Genomic DNA, 18674 nt, shown 5'->3' on the forward strand with positions numbered 1-18674 from the left:
TGTCAGTTTCACGACTCAAAGCAGGTTCTCCCGATCGGCTCCGCCGCCCGTACTTCCCCCGTGCCGCAGGCCAGGGGACGGCTCGGCGCGCGCACCACCATACTGGCCGCCGCCGTAAGACTCTCCGCGCCCGGGGGGAACAAGGATGCACCCACCATCACGCGGAAGGGCAACCGGGGAGCGGACATACCACATCACGTGCCGGATCGGCCGGGATCGTTGGCCGGATAAGGCAGCCGCGACATCGTGGCACACATCACAGCGACAGCCATCCCTCCGAGCATGAAGAGTGCCAGGCCGAGCTCCTCGCCGAAGACGTAGTCCCCTTCCGGCCGCCCTCCGAGAAGGACGATGACGGCGACGAACCAGCCCACCGCCGGTGCCAGCGCGCCGAGCTGGGTTCCGGTCACCACCCGGCCGCCGTAGAACACGCCCGCCGACGCGGCGAGCGCGAGGAGCAGCCCGCCCGGGAACAGGGCCGCCTGCAGGAGGGTGCCCGCCAGCCCGACGGCCGCGCCCAGCACCGCGAGGCCCACGTACAGGGGGATCCGCGCGGGGTTGAAGGGCGCGGCGAGACCGGTGGGTGCGGGGCTCCTCGGCGGGGCGTTGGTACGCGGTGCGCGCGACGAGGCGCGCTGCCTCTGCCTGCTGCTCATGTCTGTGCTCCTGGTGCGGGGGCCGCGTCCGGCACGCCCGCGAAGAGGTCGTACTCCCGGACACCGTGCCCGCCGCCCGGCAGGCCGCGCACCAACTCGTAGTACTCGGTGGTGAGAACGGGCTGCCCCAGGTCGTTCGAAAGAGCGAAGAACGGCCCGTCCACGGCGATCTGGGTGGCGTGCGCCCGCATCGCGGCGGTCTTCGCCGCGGCGTACGCCGTACCGTCGATCTCCGTCGTGATCTCCGCGTCGTCCACCACACCGGGTACGTCGTCGATCGCGGCGATACCCGGGAAGGCGTCAGGGGCGGTGTCGCGCAGCCGCGCGAAGGCCTCCTCGGCCACGGAGCGGGGCACCCTGTTCCAGTAGATCTTGGCGACGGTGTGCGGGGCCTCCGCCCCGGCGTCGTACGCGGGATCTGCGGCCAGCTGCGCCGCGCGCATCGCGACGCGGTGCGCCTGGATGTGGTCGGGGTGGCCGTAGCCGCCGTCGGGGTCGTAGGTGACCAGGACCTGGGGGCGCAGGGAGCGGATCACCCGGACGAGGTGGCCGGCGGCCTCGTCGAGGTCGGCGGCCCAGAAGGCACCGGGCCGGTGGTTCTGCTCGGTGCCCATCATCCCGGAGTCGCGGAACCGGCCGGGGCCGCCCAGGAACCGGTGGTCGGTGACCCCGAGCTCCCGCATCGCGGCGGCGAGTTCGCCGATGCGGTGGTCGCCCAGGCCGCCCTCCCGGTCCGCGGCGAGATGCGCGAGGTCCGGGGGGATGACCTCCCCCTCCTCGCCGAGGGTGCACGTCACCAGGGCGACGTGGGCGCCCTCGGCCGCGTACCTGGCCATGGTGGCGCCGTTGTTGATCGACTCGTCGTCGGGGTGCGCGTGCACCAGCAGCAGACGGCGGGCAGGAAGGTCCTTCATGGGACCACCCTACGAGCAGGCCGCCCTCCGGGCCGAACGCCCCACGGTGTCCGGGGCGCCCGGCGGCGCACCCGTCAGAACTTGATTCCCCCGATCATGCCTGCCACGTTCGACGTCACCTCCGAGATGGTCGGGGCGATCGACGAGCTCGCCATGTAGAAGCCGAGCAACATGCAGACCACCGCGTGTCCGCCCTTCAGTCCGGATTTCCGGATCAGCAGGAAGACGACGATCGCCAGCAGCACCACCGCCGAAATCGAGAGTGCCACGGCGGTTCACCTCCATCAGTACGGTCGGGACAGGCAGCACACATGGAGCCAGCAGGTTCTTACCCACCGAGCGCTACGGATCATAACTATCGGTTCCGACGCATTGGTCGGGGCACGGCAGCACGAGGGGCGCACGGACCGGCCGCAGCGGACTAGGTTCGGTGCCATGACCTCGAAGAAGCTGTCTTTTCCCCTCCAGCACGCGCGGACCCAGCGGTTCACTCTCGGCGCACCCCGGGCCTTCACCGTCTCACCGGATGGGACGCGGGTGCTCTTCCTCCGGTCGTCCTCCGGGACCGACCGGACGAACCGTCTCCTGGTGCTGGACACCGCGACGGGTGAGGAGCGGGTCGCGGCCGATCCCGATGCCCTGCTGGGCGGTTCGGCCGAGAAGCTCTCGCCACAGGAGAGGGCGCGGCGTGAGCGGACCAGGGAGGGGTCGGCGGGCATCGTGGGGTACGCGGTGGACGACGCGGCCGAGTTGGCGGCCTTCGCGCTCTCCGGCAAGGCGTACGTCGCCGAGTTGAGGGCGGGCACGGCACGCGCCCTGCCGGTGCCGGGCCCGGTGATCGACCCTCGCCCCTCCCCCGACGGCCGGCACATCGCCTACGTGGCGCGGGGCGCGCTGCGCGTCGTGGGGGCGGAGGGCGACGGGGACCGGCCGATCGCCGAGCCGGAGGACGCGCACACCTCGTACGGTCTGGCGGAGTTCGTCGCGGCCGAGGAGATGAGCCGCTACCGCGGTTTCTGGTGGTCTCCGGAGTCGGACCGCCTGCTGGTCGCCCGGGTCGACGACAGCGCCGTACAGCGGTGGTGGATCGCCGATCCGGCACACCCCGGGAGCAAGCCCGCCGAGGTGGGCTATCCGGCGGCGGGCACCGCCAACGCGGAGGTCCGGCTCTTCGTGAGGGGACTGGACGGGACCCGCACCGAGGTTGCCTGGGACCGGTCCCGCTTTCCCTACCTGGCACGGGTGCACTGGTCCTCGCACGGCGCCCCGCTGCTCCTGGTGCAGGCCCGCGACCAGCGCAGTCAGCTGCATCTGGCCGTGGACACGGAGAGCGGCGCGACCCGTACGGTGCATGTCGACGAGGACGGAATCTGGCTTGATCTTTTCGCCGGGGTGCCCGCCTGGGCGCCCGACGGGCGGCTCGTGCGGGTCGCCGACGAAGGGGGCGCACGGGTGCTCTCGGTCGGGGACCGGCCGCTGACCGGCGGCCAGTTGCACATCCAGGCGGTGCTGGACATCGGCGAGTCGGACATCCTGGTGCAGGCGACCGCGGGCGAGGACGCGGCGGACCCGGAAACGGGGCAGAGCCACGTGTACCGGGTCAACGAGCTGGGCGTGGAGCGCGTCAGCGAGGGCGTCGGGGTGCACTCCGCGGTGCGCGGGGGCGGTGTGACGGTGCTGGTGTCGGCTTCCCCGGATCGCCCGGGAACAGCCGTGCAGGTACAGCGTGACGGCAAGCGGATCGCCGCCGTGGCGAACCTCGCCCAGGAGCCGGTCCTGACCGCCAGGGTCCAGCTGACGGAGGGGGGCGCACGGCGAATCCCGTGCGCCGTGTTGCTCCCCACCGGATATAAGGAATCGGACGGTCCGCTTCCGGTTCTGATGGATCCCTACGGCGGCCCGCACGGCCGCCGGGTGGTCGCCGCCCACAATCCGCACCTCACGTCCCAGTGGTTCGCGGACCACGGGTTCGCCGTGATCGTCGCGGACGGCCGGGGCGCGCCGGGCCGCTCACCCGGCTGGGAGAAGGCGGTGCGGGACGATCTCACTCTCACCCTCGACGACCAGGTCGAGGCGCTGCACGCCCTGGCCGGGCGCTTCCCGCTGGACCTGTCGAAGGTGGCCATGCGCGGCTGGTCGTACGGCGGCTATCTCTCGGCGCTCGCGGTGCTGCGGCGCCCCGACGTCTTCCACGCGGCCGTCGTCGGCGCACCGGTGACGGACTGGCGGCTGTACGACACCCACTACACCGAGCGCTATCTCGGCGACCCCGCGAAGCAGCCCGAGGTGTACGCCCGCAACTCCCTGGTGACCGACGAGGGCCTCTCCGAGCCGGCCGACGTGGTGCGGCCGATGATGATCGTCCACGGTCTGGCCGACGACAACGTGGTGGTCGCCCACGCGCTGCGGCTCTCCTCCGCACTGCTGTCCGCCGGCCGTCCGCACGAGGTGCTGCCGCTGAGCGGGGTGACGCACATGACCCCGCAGGAGCAGGTCGCCGAGAATCTGCTGCTGCTCCAGGTGGACTTCCTCAGGAGGTCGCTGGGGCTGCCCCGGGCGTAGTCGCGGCAGTGACCAGCCGGGCGGCGGGGAGGCGGGCGGAGGCTGACTGCCGGCTCCGCCGCCGCCCGGGTAGCCGTAGCCGGGTGGGCCGTTCTGCGGGTAGCCGTAGCCGGGAGGGGCGGACACGGGTAACCGGCCGGGGCGACGTGATGAACGCCCCGGCCGGTTCACGGCACCCGCACGGCCGTACGCTCTCTATGGTGCGAGGTCCGTATATCGGTGCGACGACGGTCAAGTTGCCTCTGTGTTAACGGATCTGAGGCTCATTTGTCATTCTTTGTCATACCGGTCATACCCGTCGCCCCGGTCGTACTCGTCGCCCCCGGGCGTCTCGCTCAGATCCTCCTGCGGCACCACCTGCTTCTCCTCGGCGAAGTGGCACGCCGAGTCGTGCCGGGCGGGTGTCCCCACCTCCCGGAAGACGGCCGGCACCGCCAGCAGCGGCACCTCCAGCTCGCACCGCTCCTGCGCCTTCCAGCACCGGGTACGGAAGCGGCAGCCGGACGGGATGTTCGCCGGGGAGGGCACGTCACCGTGCAGGATGATCCGCTCGCGGTGCTCACGGGCCGTCGGGTCGGGCACCGGGACGGCGGACAGCAGCGCCTGGGTGTACGGGTGCGTGGGGTGTTCGTAGATCTCCTCGTCCGTGCCGATCTCGACGATCCGGCCCAGGTACATGACGCCGACCCGGTCCGAGATGTGCCGGACGATCGACAGGTCGTGCGCGATGAAGAGGAAGCTCAGGTCGAATTCGGCCTGCAGCCGGTCCAGCAGGTTGACGACCTGGGCCTGGACCGACACGTCGAGCGCGGAGACCGGCTCGTCGGCGACGATGATCTCCGGGTTGAGCGCGAGACCGCGGGCGATGCCGATGCGCTGGCGCTGGCCGCCGGAGAACTGGTGCGGATAGCGGTTGATGTACTCCGGGTTCAGACCGACGACGTCGAGCAGGTCCTGCACCTTCTGCCGACGGCTCCCCTTGGGCGCCACCTCGGGGTGGATCTCGTACGGCTCCCCGATGATGTCGCCGACCGTCATCCTCGGGTTCAGCGACGTGTACGGGTCCTGGAACACCATCTGGATGTTGCGCCGCACGGCCTTCAGCGCACGGCCGGACAGCTTGGTGACGTCCTCGCCCTTGTAGCGGATCGCGCCCCCGGTCGGCGGCTCCAGGTGCACCAGCATCTTGGCGACGGTCGACTTCCCGCAGCCGGACTCCCCCACGATGCCGAGCGTCTCGCCCGCCGCCAGGTCGAAGTCCACTCCGTCCACGGCCTTGACCGCGCCGATCTGCTTCTTGAAGAGGACGCCCTGGGTCAGCGGGTAGTGCTTGACCAGGCCGCGCACCTCCAGGATCGGGTCGCCCTCCGTGTACGGGCGGCCCTCGCCGGCCTCCCGCTCCACGGCCTGGAGCGTGGAACCGCCGCCCCCTCGGCCGGTGTCCTCAGCGTGCATCGAGCGTCTCCTTCCAGAAGTGGCAGGCGCTCCGGCGTTCCTCGTCCACGGTGTAGAGCGGCGGCACGTCCGTACGGCACACGGCCTGGGCCATGGGGCAGCGCGGGTGGAAGGCGCAGCCGGGCGGGATGTGCAGCAGGTTGGGCGGCAGCCCCTTGATCGCGTAGAGCTCATGGCCCTTCTGGTCCAGGCGTGGGATCGACCTCAACAGGCCCTTGGTGTACGGGTGCGCGGGCGCCTTGTAGATCTCGTGGACGGGGGACGTCTCGACGATCCGGCCCGCGTACATCACGGCGATCCTGTCGGCGACGTCGGCCACCACGCCGAGGTCGTGCGTGATCAGGATCAGGCCCATGTTGAGCTCGCGCTGGAGCTCCGCGAGCAGGTCCATCACCTGCGCCTGGACGGTCACGTCGAGGGCGGTGGTGGGTTCGTCGGCGATGATCAGCGAGGGTTCCAGCGCCATCGCCATGGCGATCATGATGCGCTGGCGCATGCCGCCGGAGAACTGGTGCGGGAAGTCGCCGACCCGCTGCCGGGCGGCGGGGATGCGCACCCGGTCCATCAGCTCGATGGCCTTGGCCTTGGCGTCCCCGCGGGACATCCCGCGGTGCACGACGAACATCTCGCCGAGCTGCTGCCCGACGCTCAGCACGGGGTTCAGGGAGGACAGCGCGTCCTGGAAGATCATGGCCATCTCCTGGCCTCGGATCCTTCGCCGCTCCTCCCCCTTGAGCTTCAGGAGGTCGTGGTCCTTGAAGAAGATCTCTCCCCCGCTGATCCTCCCCGGCGGCATGTCCAGGATGCCCATGATCGCCTGAGCGGTGACCGACTTGCCCGAGCCGGACTCGCCGAGGACGGCCAGCGTCTCGCCCTCGGCCACCGAGTAGTCGACCCCGTTGACGGCCTTGGCCACACCGTCCCGGGTGTGGAACTCCACGTGCAGATCGCGCACTTCGAGCAACATGGCAGCGGACTCCTCAGCGCAGCTTGGGGTCGAGGGCGTCGCGCACCGCGTCGCCGAGCATGATGAACGCGAGCACGGTGACCGCCAGCGCCCCTGCGGGCCAGAGCAGCATGTGCGGTGCGTTGCGGACGTACTGGGAGGCGGCGGAGATGTCGATGCCCCAGGAGACGGCCGGAGGTTTCAGTCCGACACCGAGGTACGACAGGGTCGCCTCCAGTGAGATGTACGTCCCCAGGGCGATCGTCGCGACGACGATGACGGGGGCGATGGCGTTGGGCATGATGTGGCGCAGCAGCATCCGCGAGTTGGAGGCGCCCAGCGCCCGGGCCGCCTGGACGTAGTCGTTCTGTTTGGCGGTGATGACGGACCCGCGTGCGATGCGGGCGATCTGGGGCCAGCCCAGCAGCACGATGAAGCCGATCACGGGCCAGACGGTGGAGCTGGTGACGACGGACAGGAAGACCAGTCCGCCGAGGACCACCGGGATGCCGAAGAAGACGTCCGTGATGCGGGAGAGGACGGCGTCCCACGCCCCGCCGAAGAAGCCCGCGAGGCCGCCCAGCACGCCGCCGAGCAGCGAGACGCCGAGGGTGGACAGGACGCCGACGGTCACCGAGGTGCGGGCGCCGTAAACGGTACGGGTGTAGACGTCGCAGCCCTGGCCGTCGAAGCCGAAGGGATGCCCGGGCTGCGAGCCCTCCTGTGCCTTGGCGAGGTCGCAGTCGAGGGGGTCCTGGCCCGCGATCAGCGACGGCCAGATCGAGATGATCACCAGGAACAGGATGACCAGCCCGGAGATGATGAAGACCGGGTTGCGGCGCAGGTCGCGCCAGGCGTCGGACCAGAGGCTGCGCGGCTTGCCCGTGGGCCCGGTGCCTTCGGGGCCGCCCGGCGTCTTCTCCAGCGTGGTGCCCTCGTCCATCGCGAGGTCCATCGCCCCGCCCGCACCGGCCCCCGAGATCGCTCCGCCGCCCGTCGCGTCGTCCCACGGCTTCTGCTCAGGCATAGCGGATCCTCGGGTCGAGTACGGCGTACAGGAGGTCGACGATCAGGTTCGCCGCCAGGAAGACGAGGACCAGGACGGTGACGAACCCGACGACGGTCTGGGAGTTCTGGCGGAGGATGCCCTGGTAGAGCTGGTAGCCGACTCCGTGGATGTTGAAGATGCGCTCGGTGACGATCGCCCCGCCCATCAGGGCCCCCACGTCCGTACCGATGAAGGTGACGACGGGGATGAGGGAGTTGCGCAGCAGATGCCGCACGACCACCCGGCGCCTGGGGAGGCCCTTGGCCACGGCGGTGCGGACGTAGTCGGCGCGGGAGTTCTCGGCGATCGAGGTCCGGGTGAGCCGGGTGACGTAGGCCAGCGAGACGGACGCCAGGACGAGCCCGGGCACGATGAGTTCGTCGACCGGCGCCTCGGAGGAGACGGACGGCTTGATGATGCCCCACTCCACCCCGAGCAGGAGCTGGAGCAGCAGGCCGGTGACGAACGTCGGTACGGCGATGACGACCAGGGTCAGGATCAGCACCACGGTGTCGACGGGCCGCCCGCGGCGCAGCCCGGTGACGACGCCGAGGCTGATGCCGATGACGATCTCGAACACGATCGCGACGATGGTGAGCCGGATGGTGATGGGGAAGGCGGTTCCCATCAGTTCCGTGACCTTCTGCCCGTTGAAGGCCGTGCCGAAGTCACCGGTGAAGATGTTGCCCATGTAGGTCAGGTATTGCTGCCAGACCGGCTTGTCGAGGCCGAATTCGGTGCGCAGCTGGGCGGCGGTCGCGGGGTCGCACTGGCGGTCGCCGCAGAGTCCCGCGATGGGGTCGCCCATCACGTTCACCATGAGGAAGATCAGCAGCGTGGTGCCGAAGAAGACCGGGATCATCTGCAGCAGCCGCCGGATCACATAACGTCCCATGAGGGGCTCCGGGGGTCGGGGCGAACGGGCGGGAGGCCCGGAAAGCCGGTGGCCGGTGCGGTATGCCGCACCGGCCACCGGCTTCAGGGGGTCACTTGACCTTGATCTGGTCGTACACCGGGACGCTGAAGGGGTTCAGCGAGACGTTCTCCACCCTGTCCGAGTAGCCCGCGCTGCCGTTCTGGTACCAGAGCGGGATGACGGGCATCTGCTCGACCAGGACCTTCTCCGCGTCCTGGAAGGTGCTGACGGCCTTGGCCTTGTCGCTCTCCGCGTTGGCCTTGTCGACCAGGTCGTCGAACTTCCGGTCGCTCCACTTGCCGTCGTTGGACGGGGCGTTGGTGTAGTAGAGCGGCTGGAGGAAGTTCTGGATCAGCGGGTAGTCCATCTGCCAGCCGGCCCGCCAGGCGCTGGTCAGCTTCTGGGTGGAGACCTGGCTGCGGAAGTCGGCGAAGGTGCCGACGGGTCCGCCGACGCACGCCTTGTTGTTCCCCATGACGTTGTTGATGCTGTTGCAGACCGCGTCGACCCACTCCTTGTGGGAGCCGGTGTCGGCGTTGTACGAGATCTTGAGCTGGCCGCCGGGGATGCCGCCGCCCTCCTCGATCAGCTTCTTGGCCTGCGCCTTGTCGTACGCGCACGCGGAGCCGCACAGGCCCTTCTTGAAGCCGCCCTCCTCACCGAGGACCGGTGAGGTCCAGTCGGAGGCGGGGGTACGGGTCTTCTGGAAGATCTGGCTGGTGATCTGGTCGCGGTTGATCGCCATCGACAGACCCTGACGGACCTTGATCGCGCCTGGGGTGTCCCACACCTTCTCGTAGAACGGGAAGGCGAGCGTCTGGATGATGCCGGCCGGGGTGTTGATGTACCGGTCGCCCAGGTCCGCCCCGACGTTCTTGAGCTGGGAGGCGGGTACGTCGTCGACGAGGTCGAGGTTGCCCGCGGTCAGGTCGGTGTAGGCGGTGTTGTTGTCGGTGTAGACCTTGAGGTCGATGCCGCCGTTCTGCGCCTTGTCCGCGCCGGGGTAGCCGTCCCACTTGCGCAGGTTCATCGACGAGCCCTTGGCGTACTGGTCGATGGTGTACGGACCGTTGCCGACCGGCTTGGAGAGCCAGGCTTCGTGGTCCGTGTAGAAGACCTTGGGCAGCGGCACGAAGGCGGCGTAGCCGAGGGTGTCGGGCCAGAGCGAGAACTTCTGCGACAGCTTGGCCGTGAAGGTCGTGTCGTTGACCACCTTGAGGCCGGAGAGGGTGTCGGCGGAGGCCTTGCCGGACTCGGGGTGCACCTTGTCGTAGCCGTCGATGTACTGGAAGAAGTAGGCGTTCTTCTGGTTGTTCTTCAGGGCGGCGCCGTAGTTCCAGGCGTCCACGAAGGACTTCGCGGTGATCTTCTCACCGTTGCTGAAGGTCCAGTTGCCCTTGATCGTGACGGTGAAGTTCTGGGAATCCTTCGAGTCGATCTTCTCGGCGATCTCGTTCTTCGCCTCGCCCGTCTTGGGGTCGTAGCGCACGAGCCCCCGGAAGACCATGTCGAGGACCTTGCCGCCCTGGACCTCGTTGGTGTTCGCCGGCTCCAGAGGGTTCTGCGGGTCGCCCCAGGATGAGCTCACGATCCCGTCGGCGCCACCGCCGCCGTCGCCTCCCCCGCCGCCGCAGGCCGTGGCCGCCAGGGCGACGGCGACGGCGCATGCGGCCCACCTGGCCTGTGTGGCTCCGCGCATGGTGTGCCTCCTAGGATTCCCTTATGTAGCTCAATGCCTTATATCACCCCATTTGACACTCCGTCGCATGTTCACGTCCTCCGTACGTGGCTGCCGGAACGCAAGGACGCCCGGCCCCTCGGGGGCCGGGCGTCCTTGTCGGTCGGATCAGGCGCTACGCCGCGTGCACGACGTCCTTCTCCTCGGCGAAGTGGCACGCCGACTCGTGCGCCGCCGGCGTGTCCGAGGCCTTGAAGCGCTCGGGGATCGCCAGCAACGGCACCTCGGTGGCGCACTTGTCCTGGGCCTTCCAGCACCGCGTACGGAAGCGGCAGCCCGACGGCGGGTTGGCCGGCGACGGGACGTCACCGGAGAGGATGATCCGCTCGCGTCCGTCACGGGCGTCCGGGTCCGGGACCGGGACCGCCGACAGCAGCGCCTGGGTGTAGGGGTGCGTCGGGTGGTCGTAGATCTGCGTGTCCGTACCGATCTCGGCCATCTTGCCGAGGTACATGACGCCGACCCGGTCCGAGATGTGCCGGACGATCGACAGGTCGTGCGCGATGAAGAGGTAGGAGAGGTTGAACTCGTCCTGGAGCTTCTCCATCAGGTTGATGACCTGCGCCTGCACCGACACGTCGAGCGCGGAGACCGGCTCGTCGCAGATGATGATCTCCGGGTTGAGCGCGAGGCCGCGGGCGATCCCGATGCGCTGGCGCTGGCCGCCGGAGAACTGGTGCGGGTACCGGTTGATGTACTCCGGGTTCAGACCGACGACGTCGAGCAGGTCCTGCACCTTGCGGCGCCGCTCGCCCTTGGGAGCCACCTCGGGGTGGATCTCGAAGGTCTCCCCGATGATGTCGCCGACCGTCATCCTCGGGTTCAGCGAGGTGTACGGGTCCTGGAACACCATCTGGATGTTGCGGCGTACGGCCTTCAGCGCCCGGCCGGACAGCTTGGTGATGTCCTGGCCCTTGTAGAAGACCTCACCGGCGGTGGCCCGCTCCAGCGTCATCAGGAGCTTGGCGACCGTGGACTTGCCACAGCCGGACTCGCCCACGATGCCGAGCGTCTCACCCTGGTAGAGATCGAACGAGATCCCGTCCACGGCCTTGACCGCGCCGACCTGCTTCTTGAACAGGATGCCCTGGGTCAGCGGGAAGTGCTTGACCAGGTTGCGCACCTGGAGGATCGGCTCCCCCTGCGACACCGGCGCCTCGATGGCCGCGACGGCCTCGGTCTCGGTGCTCGCGTTGACCGTCGCCACTTCGGTGACGTTCGGGGTGGCGTCCACGGACTCCTTCTTGATGTCAGCCATGGATCGTCTCCTTCCAGAAGTGGCAGGCGCTGCCGCGACCGACCAGCTCGGCGCCGTCCTGCTCGGTCACCGGGCGCAGCGCCGGGATGTCCGTACGGCAGATGTCCTGCGCCATCGTGCAGCGCGGGTTGAAGGCGCAGCCTGACGGCACGTGCAGCAGGTTGGGCGGCAGGCCCTTGATCGCGTAGAGCTCCTGGCCCTTCTGGTCCAGGCGCGGGATCGACTCCAGCAGGCCCTTGGTGTACGGGTGCGCGGGGCGCTTGTAGATCTCGTGGACCGGAGCGGTCTCGACGATCCGGCCCGCGTACATCACGGCGATCTTGTCGGCGACGTCGGCGACCACGCCGAGGTCGTGCGTGATCAGGATCAGGCCCATGTTGAAGTCGCGCTGGAGCTCCGCGAGCAGGTCCATGACCTGCGCCTGGACGGTCACGTCGAGCGCCGTGGTGGGCTCGTCCGCGATGATCAGGTCGGGCTCCAGAGCCAGCGCCATCGCGATCATGATGCGCTGGCGCATACCGCCGGAGAACATGTGCGGGTAGTCGTTGACCCGCTCCTTCGCCGCCGGGATGCGCACGCGGTCCATCAGCCCGATGGCCTTGGCCTTGGCGTCCTTCTTGGAGAGGCCCTGGTGCACGCGGAACATCTCGCCGAGCTGGTAGCCCACGGAGAGCACCGGGTTCAGCGAGGAGAGCGCGTCCTGGAAGATCATCGCGATCTTCTGGCCGCGGATCTGCCGGCGCTCCTCGCCGGACATCTTGAGCATGTCCTGGCCGCGGAAGAGGATCTCCCCCTTCGGGATGCGGCCGGGGGGCATGTCCAGGATGCCCATGATCGCCTGGGCGGTCACGGACTTGCCGGAACCGGACTCGCCGAGCACGGCGAGGGTCTCGCCCGCGCTGACGCTGTAGTTGACTCCGTTGACGGCCTTGGCGATGCCGTCCCGGGTGTGGAATTCCACGTGCAGATCGCGGACTTCGAGCAGCGGGCCGCTCTCGTCGTTCGAACCACGCGGAGCAGGAACATCCGCCGTCTTGTCGATGATGGTCATGTACGCCTCCCTCAGCGCAGCTTGGGGTCGAGGGCGTTGCGTACCGCATCGCCGAGCATGATGAACGCCAGGACGGTGATCGACACCATGACCGACGGGATGATCAGGACGAACGCGGCGTTACGCAGCTGCTCCTGGCCGGAGGAGATGTCGACACCCCACGACACGGTCGGCTCGGCGAGGCCGATGCCCAGGAAGGACAGCGTGGCCTCGGCCGAGATGTAGCCGCCGAGCGCGATGGTCGCGACGACGATCACCGGGGCGATCGCGTTGGGCAGGATGTGACGCAGCAGGATGCGGGAGGTCGAGGCGCCGAGCGCCTTGGCCGCCATCACGTAGTCGGCCTGCTTGATCGTCAGGACGGAGCCCCGTGCGACACGGGCGATCTGGGTCCAGCCGAGGAAGGCCAGAGCCAGGATGACGACCCAGATCTTGCGCTCCTCGAACGAGGTCAGGACGACCATCGCGCCGAGGATGAAGGGCACGCCGAAGAAGATGTCGGTGACCCGGGACAGGAGCGTGTCGATCCAGCCGCCGAAGTAGCCGGCGAGCATGCCGACCACGGTGCCCAGGATCGTGACGAGGGCGGTGACGACGACGGCGACCATGATCGAGGCCCGGGCGCCGTAGACGACACGCGCGTAGATCGAGCGCCCCTGGATGTCGTACCCGAACCAGTCCTCCTGGAAGAAGTTCCCCCACTTGGGCTTCTGCAGGTAGTGGTGGGCCAGGTCCGCGTAGCGCGGGTCGGCGCCGGTGAACAGGCCGGGGAATACCGCCATCACCAGCAGGAAGAAGATCAGGACGGCCGAGACGACGAACAGCGGGCTGCGCCGCAGATCGTGCCAGGCGTCCGACCAGAGGCTGCGGGGCTTGCCCACGGGAGCGGCGGCAGCGGGTGCGGCCACGGCCTCGGGCTTGTCCGCGGTGGTTTCCTTGAGCGTCTCAGGCATAACGGATCCTCGGGTCCAGGACCGCGTAGAGCAGGTCGACGACCAGGCTGGCGACGAGATAGACGATGACGATCAGCGTCACGATGCCGACGACGGTGGCGCCTTCACGGTGCCGGAGCGCGTCGAAGACGGCGGAGCCGACACCCTTGACGTTGAAGATGCCCTCGGTGACGACGGCGCCACCGAGCAGGGCACCGAGGTCGGTACCGAGGAAGGTGACGACGGGGATCATCGAGTTGCGCATCAGGTGGACCCCGATGATCCGACGGCGCGGCAGTCCCTTGGCCACGGCGGTGCGCATGTAGTCGGAGCGCAGGTTCTCCGCGACCGAGGTGCGGGTCAGCCGCGCGACATAGGCGAGTGACAGGGACCCGAGCACGACCGCGGGCAGGATCAGCTCGCTCGAGTTCGCTTCCATGCTCACGTTGGGGTCGACCCAGCCGAGCTGGAAGGCGAAGAAGTACTGGCCGAGGAAACCGAGCACGAACGAGGGGACCGAGATGAGCAGGAGCGTCAGGATGAGCAGACCGCGGTCACGAAGGGTGTCGGCCTTCAGACCCGCGAAGACGCCCATGGAGATACCGATGACGACCGTGAAGATGAAGGCAAACAGGGCCAGCCGGACCGTGATCGGGAACGCTTCCGAGATGATGTCCGCGACCGGCCGGCCGCTGGCGATCTGCGTGCCGAAGTCACCCTGGAACAGATTCACGAGGTAGTTCCAGTACTGATGCCAGAGCGGCAGGTCGAGCCCGAGCTCCTTCTTCATTTCCGCGATCTGCGTGGGGTCGACGGCCTGTTCCCCCGCGAGTGCGCGCACGGGGTCGCCGGGCAGCGCGTACATCATCGAGAAGACCAGCAAGGTTGACCCGAGGAAGACCGGGATCATCTGGAGCAGTCGCCGCGCGACATAACGCCCCATGTTTGCCTCCGAAAGGGATAAAGCAGCCCAGGGGCCGCCCTCCGGATACGGAGAGCGGCCCCCCGGGACCTACTGCCTGGTGTGGGCGGCTGATGGCCGAGTGGGGGCCCTCAGGCGTGTGTTACTTGGCGACGGTGACTTCGGTGACGTTGTAGTCACCGTGGAAGTCGATCGTCACGTTGTCGACCGACTTCGAGTAGCCGCCGTTGGTCTTGTACTCCCAGAGCGGGATCGCCGGCATCTTCTCGAGGACGAGCTTCTCCGCGTCCTGGTAAGCCTTGATCGACTCCTCCAGGCTCTTGGCGTTGTCGCCCTTCTTGAAGGCCGCGTCGACCTCCTTGTCGGAGAACCGGCCGTTGTTGGCCTCGGCCGTGGTGCCGTACAGCTCCCGCATGAAGTTGACGTTCAGCGGGTAGTCGGCGACCCAGCCACCGCGGTACATCGACTTGACCTGGTCGTTGTCACGCGCTTCCAGGTCGGTCTGGAAGTCCGGCTTGGCGTCCGGGACGCAGTCGACCCCGGTCGAGTTGCGGATGGACTCGCAGACCGCGGTCACCCACTCCTTGTGGCCGCCGTCGGCGTTGTACTGGATCCAGATCTTGTTGTCCGGAACGCCGCCGCCCTCGGTGACGAGCTGCTTCGCCTTGGCCGGGTCGAACTTGAACACGTCGGTGCCCAGGTCCTGGTTACCGGCGACGCCCGGAGGCGTGAAGCTGGTGGCGGGCTTGCGGGTGCCGTTGAGCACGGTCTTGGTGATCGTGTCGCGGTCGATGCCCATCGACAGACCTTGGAGGACCTTCGGGTCGATGTCCTTGAAGGTCTTCGAGTAGAACGTCGGGACGATCGACTGGATGGCCGCGTACGGCTCGTCGATCGCGCGGTCGCCGAGGTCCGACTTGTACTTCGGGAGGTCCTTCGGGCCGACCTGGCGGATCATGTCCAGGTTGCCGGAGAGCAGGTCCTGGTACGCGGCCTCGACGGTCGCGTAGTTCTTGAAGAGGACGCCCTTGTTCTTGGCCTTGTTCGGGCCCTGGTAGTCAGCGTTGGCCTTGACCTGGATGAGCTTCTTGTGGTCCCACTTCTCGAAGACGTAGGGACCGTTGCCGACCGGCGCCTGGCCGAAGGCCTTGGTGTCCTTGTAGAACACCTCCGGCAGCGGGGCGAAGGTGGTGTAGCCGAGCTTGTACTCGTAGTACGGCACGGCGTTGTTGAGCTCGATCGTGAAGGTCGTGTCGTCGACGGCCTTCAGGCCGGACATCTCCGTGCCCTTCGGGTCACCCTTCTCGGGGTGGACGTCCTCGTAGCCCTTGATGTCCTCGAACCAGAACGCGTTCTGCTGGGCGTTCTTGACGTTCGCGTACCAGTTCCACGCCTTGATGTAGGACTCGGACGTGACCGGGGTGCCGTCGTGGAACTTCCAGCCGGGCTTGAGCTTCACCGTCCACGTCTTGTTGTCCGTCGACTTCACGGACTCGGCGTTCGTGTAGACGATGTTGCCCTTGGCGTCGAAGTCCAGGAGCTGGGTGAACAGCGACTGGATCACGTAGCTGCCGAGCGACTCGTTCGTGTCCGCCGGGATCAGCGGCTTCTGCGGCTCGCCGACGTCGATGGAGACGTAGCCCGCGGGCTTGCCCTTCTCCTTCGAAGCCGAGTCGCTGCTGTCGTCGCCGCCGCCACAGGCGGTCGCGGCCAGGGCGATGATTGCCGCTCCCGCGACCCACTTGGCGCTCTTGGCACCGCGCATGGGTTTCCTCCTCATGAGTCCACTTTTGACTACAAGAGGGGCACTGGAGAGATCGACCGACACCCCTGACGGTGATCGTTTTCAGTGCCCCGAGTGTGCTCGTGAGTCCGCACTCCCCACAGTGCGACGACCCATTGACCCGAGCTCAATGGAGCCAACTATTAAGTAACACCGGGCGGTAAACCACACTTAAAGGGTCTCGGTTTGACAACATCGAGAAGGGGTGGTTGCCCGAAATCCGGACAAAGCGATCCCAGACAGACACCCCCGAAACGGACCGTTAACACATGTTCCGGAGAGCGACGCACGATATGCGGACACCTCGACCACAAAACAAGTTGACGAAAGGCCCGGACCCCCACAGTGTCTGCGGGGGTCCGGGCCTCATGTCAATGGCTCGTTCTGACGGTTCGTCCGCCGGAGCGGGACGATTCGGGTCAGGTCAGCCGTTCTTCGCGCGCGAGGCCGTGCGGCCACGCTGCTTCTGGTCCAGGACGACCTTGCGGATGCGCACGGTCTCCGGGGTCACCTCGATGCACTCGTCCTCGCGGCAGAACTCCAGGGACTGCTCCAGGGAGAGCTTGCGGGCGGGAACCACGTTCTCCGTGGTGTCCGCGGACGCCGCACGCATGTTGGTGAGCTTCTTCTCCTTGGTGATGTTCACGTCCATGTCGTCGGCGCGGGAGTTCTCGCCGACGATCATGCCCTCGTAGACCTCGGTGCCGGCCTCGGTGAAGATGACACCGCGCTCCTGCAGGTTGACCATCGCGAACGGCGTCACCGAGCCCGAGCGGTCGGCGACGAGCGAGCCGTTGTGGCGGGTGCGCAGGTCACCGAACCAGGGCTCGTGGCCCTCGAAGATGGAGTGCGCGATGCCCGTGCCGCGGGTCTGGGTCAGGAACTCCGTACGGAAGCCGATGAGGCCGCGGGAGGGCACGATCCACTCCATGCGGACCCAGCCGGAGCCGTGGTTCGTCATCGTCTCCATGCGGCCCTTACGGGTCGCCATCAGCTGCGTGATGGCGCCGAGGTGCTCCTCGGGCGAGTCGATGGTCATGCGCTCGATCGGCTCGTGCGTCTTGCCGTCGACCTGCTTGGTGACGACCTCCGGCTTGCCGACCGTCAGCTCGAAGCCCTCACGGCGCATCTGCTCGACCAGGATGGCGAGCGCGAGCTCACCACGGCCCTGGACCTCCCAGGCGTCCGGGCGCTCGGTGTCCAGGACACGGAGCGAGACGTTACCGATGAGCTCGCGGTCCAGACGGTCCTTCACCTGGCGGGCGGTGACCTTGTGGCCCTTGCCGCCCTTGCCGACCAGCGGCGAGGTGTTCGTACCGATGGTCATCGAGATGGCCGGCTCGTCGACCGTGATGAGCGGGAGCGCGATCGGGTTCTCGGGGTCGGCCAGGGTCTCGCCGATCATGATGTCCGGGAAACCGGCGACGGCGCAGATGTCGCCCGGGCCCGCCTTCTCGGCCGGCAGACGGGTGAGCGCCTCGGTCATCAGGAGCTCGGTGATGCGCACGTTGGCGATCGTGCCGTCGCGCTTGATCCAGGCGACCGTCTGGCCCTTGCGCAGCTCGCCCTGCTCGACGCGGCACAGCGCGATACGGCCGAGGAAGTTGTCGGCGTCCAGGTTGGTGACGTGGGCCTGCAGCGGGGCGGCCTCGTCGTACTCCGGCGCGGGGACCGTGGAGAGGATGGTCGTGAAGAAGGGCTCAAGGCTGTCGCTGTCCGGCGGGACGGTGCCGTCCTCGGGCTTGGTCAGCGAGGCGACGCCGTCACGGGCGCAGGCGTAGACGATCGGGAACTCGATCTGGTCCTCGTCGGCGTCCAGGTCCAGGAAGAGGTCGTAGGTCTCGTCGATGACCTCGGAGATCCGGGAGTCCGGCCGGTCCGTCTTGTTGATGCAGAGGATGACCGGCAGCTTGGCGTCGAGCGCCTTGCGCAGGACGAAGCGCGTCTGGGGCAGCGGCCCCTCGGAGGCGTCGACCAGCAGGACGACCGCGTCCACCATCGACAGACCGCGCTCGACCTCGCCGCCGAAGTCGGCGTGGCCGGGGGTGTCGATGATGTTGATCGTGATCGGGTCCCCGCCGTCCTTGGGGTGATACTTCACCGCCGTGTTCTTGGCGAGGATCGTGATGCCCTTCTCACGCTCCAGGTCGTTCGAGTCCATCATGCGTTCGTCGAGGTTCTCGGCGGCGTGCGCGGCGAAGGCGCCCGCCTGCTTGAGCATGGCGTCGACCAGCGTGGTCTTGCCGTGGTCGACGTGGGCGACGATGGCTACGTTACGGATGTCGTGGCGCGTGGGCATGGGTGGCTTGCGCTTCTCTCGGATCGTGGGATCAGGCGTCTCAGTCGGTCTCGAGTCCTCGTACGCCCGCCGGGCGGCACGCCACGGCTAGTCCAATGGTACGGGCCCGATGGGTCCGGGGCTTCCCGGCCCGATCCACAGGACACGGCTAAAGCCATAATTCAGCCGATATTCAGCTCGTATTACGCCATCGT

At 68.0% G+C, this 18674-nt stretch carries 15 protein-coding genes; 1 reads left to right on the forward strand and 14 read right to left on the reverse strand.

The features are described from left to right. Positions 1–194: 194 nt before the first annotated feature. From ACFYQ5_RS13125 to ACFYQ5_RS13135, 3 genes are all read right to left on the reverse strand, one after another. Positions 195–656, reverse strand: coding sequence for a DUF6113 family protein (locus ACFYQ5_RS13125; RefSeq protein ID WP_389196995.1), 462 nt, complete (start codon positions 654–656; stop codon positions 195–197). Continuing rightward, positions 653–1570, reverse strand: coding sequence for an N-acetyl-1-D-myo-inositol-2-amino-2-deoxy-alpha-D-glucopyranoside deacetylase (gene mshB, locus ACFYQ5_RS13130; protein ID WP_389196997.1), 918 nt, complete (start codon positions 1568–1570; stop codon positions 653–655). Before mshB ends, ACFYQ5_RS13125 begins: the two co-directional genes overlap by 4 nt. 74 nt (positions 1571–1644) lie before the next feature. Beyond that, positions 1645–1839, reverse strand: coding sequence for a DUF2304 family protein (locus ACFYQ5_RS13135; RefSeq protein WP_056793925.1), 195 nt, complete (start codon positions 1837–1839; stop codon positions 1645–1647). 166 nt (positions 1840–2005) lie between these two features. On the opposite strand from ACFYQ5_RS13135, the gene ACFYQ5_RS13140 reads away from it, so the two are divergent. After that, positions 2006–4132 (forward strand): alpha/beta fold hydrolase, encoded by a 2127-nt coding sequence (locus ACFYQ5_RS13140; protein WP_389196999.1) that lies wholly within the window; start codon positions 2006–2008, stop codon positions 4130–4132. Positions 4133–4402: 270 nt separating this feature from the next. On the opposite strand, the gene ACFYQ5_RS13145 is transcribed toward ACFYQ5_RS13140, so the two are convergent. The 11 genes from ACFYQ5_RS13145 to typA all read right to left on the reverse strand — a co-directional run bounded on the left by ACFYQ5_RS13145 (position 4403) and on the right by typA (position 18480). Continuing rightward, positions 4403–5587 (reverse strand): ABC transporter ATP-binding protein, encoded by a 1185-nt coding sequence (locus ACFYQ5_RS13145; RefSeq protein ID WP_389197001.1) that lies wholly within the window; start codon positions 5585–5587, stop codon positions 4403–4405. Further along, positions 5577–6554, reverse strand: a complete 978-nt coding sequence (locus ACFYQ5_RS13150) for an ABC transporter ATP-binding protein (protein ID WP_389197003.1) — start codon at positions 6552–6554, stop codon at positions 5577–5579. The genes ACFYQ5_RS13145 and ACFYQ5_RS13150 overlap by 11 nt, the downstream gene beginning before the upstream one ends. Positions 6555–6567: 13 nt before the next feature. Beyond that, positions 6568–7560 (reverse strand): ABC transporter permease, encoded by a 993-nt coding sequence (locus tag ACFYQ5_RS13155; RefSeq protein WP_389197005.1) that lies wholly within the window; start codon positions 7558–7560, stop codon positions 6568–6570. Continuing rightward, entirely contained in the window at positions 7553–8476 is a 924-nt protein-coding gene (locus tag ACFYQ5_RS13160) for an ABC transporter permease (RefSeq protein ID WP_389197007.1), read from the reverse strand. Before ACFYQ5_RS13160 ends, ACFYQ5_RS13155 begins: the two co-directional genes overlap by 8 nt. 91 nt (positions 8477–8567) lie before the next feature. After that, positions 8568–10196: an ABC transporter substrate-binding protein gene (locus ACFYQ5_RS13165; protein WP_389197009.1), complete on the reverse strand. Its 1629-nt coding sequence runs from the start codon at positions 10194–10196 to the stop codon at positions 8568–8570. Positions 10197–10350: 154 nt separating this feature from the next. Then, on the reverse strand, positions 10351–11493 hold the full coding sequence (locus ACFYQ5_RS13170; RefSeq protein ID WP_389197011.1) for an ABC transporter ATP-binding protein: 1143 nt from the start codon (positions 11491–11493) through the stop codon (positions 10351–10353). Continuing rightward, entirely contained in the window at positions 11486–12544 is a 1059-nt protein-coding gene (locus ACFYQ5_RS13175; RefSeq protein ID WP_389197013.1) for an ABC transporter ATP-binding protein, read from the reverse strand. The genes ACFYQ5_RS13170 and ACFYQ5_RS13175 overlap by 8 nt, the downstream gene beginning before the upstream one ends. An 11-nt stretch (positions 12545–12555) precedes the next feature. After that, positions 12556–13497, reverse strand: coding sequence for an ABC transporter permease (locus tag ACFYQ5_RS13180; RefSeq protein WP_389197015.1), 942 nt, complete (start codon positions 13495–13497; stop codon positions 12556–12558). Continuing rightward, positions 13490–14419 (reverse strand): ABC transporter permease, encoded by a 930-nt coding sequence (locus tag ACFYQ5_RS13185; protein WP_389197017.1) that lies wholly within the window; start codon positions 14417–14419, stop codon positions 13490–13492. Before ACFYQ5_RS13185 ends, ACFYQ5_RS13180 begins: the two co-directional genes overlap by 8 nt. Positions 14420–14540: 121 nt before the next feature. Then, on the reverse strand, positions 14541–16163 hold the full coding sequence (locus ACFYQ5_RS13190; RefSeq protein WP_389197019.1) for an ABC transporter substrate-binding protein: 1623 nt from the start codon (positions 16161–16163) through the stop codon (positions 14541–14543). Between the two features lie 442 nt (positions 16164–16605). After that, positions 16606–18480, reverse strand: coding sequence for a translational GTPase TypA (typA, locus tag ACFYQ5_RS13195; RefSeq protein WP_389197021.1), 1875 nt, complete (start codon positions 18478–18480; stop codon positions 16606–16608). Positions 18481–18674 lie beyond the last annotated feature (194 nt).

Source organism: Streptomyces sp. NPDC005794 (assembly GCF_042871445.1).
Classification (GTDB): domain Bacteria; phylum Actinomycetota; class Actinomycetes; order Streptomycetales; family Streptomycetaceae; genus Streptomyces.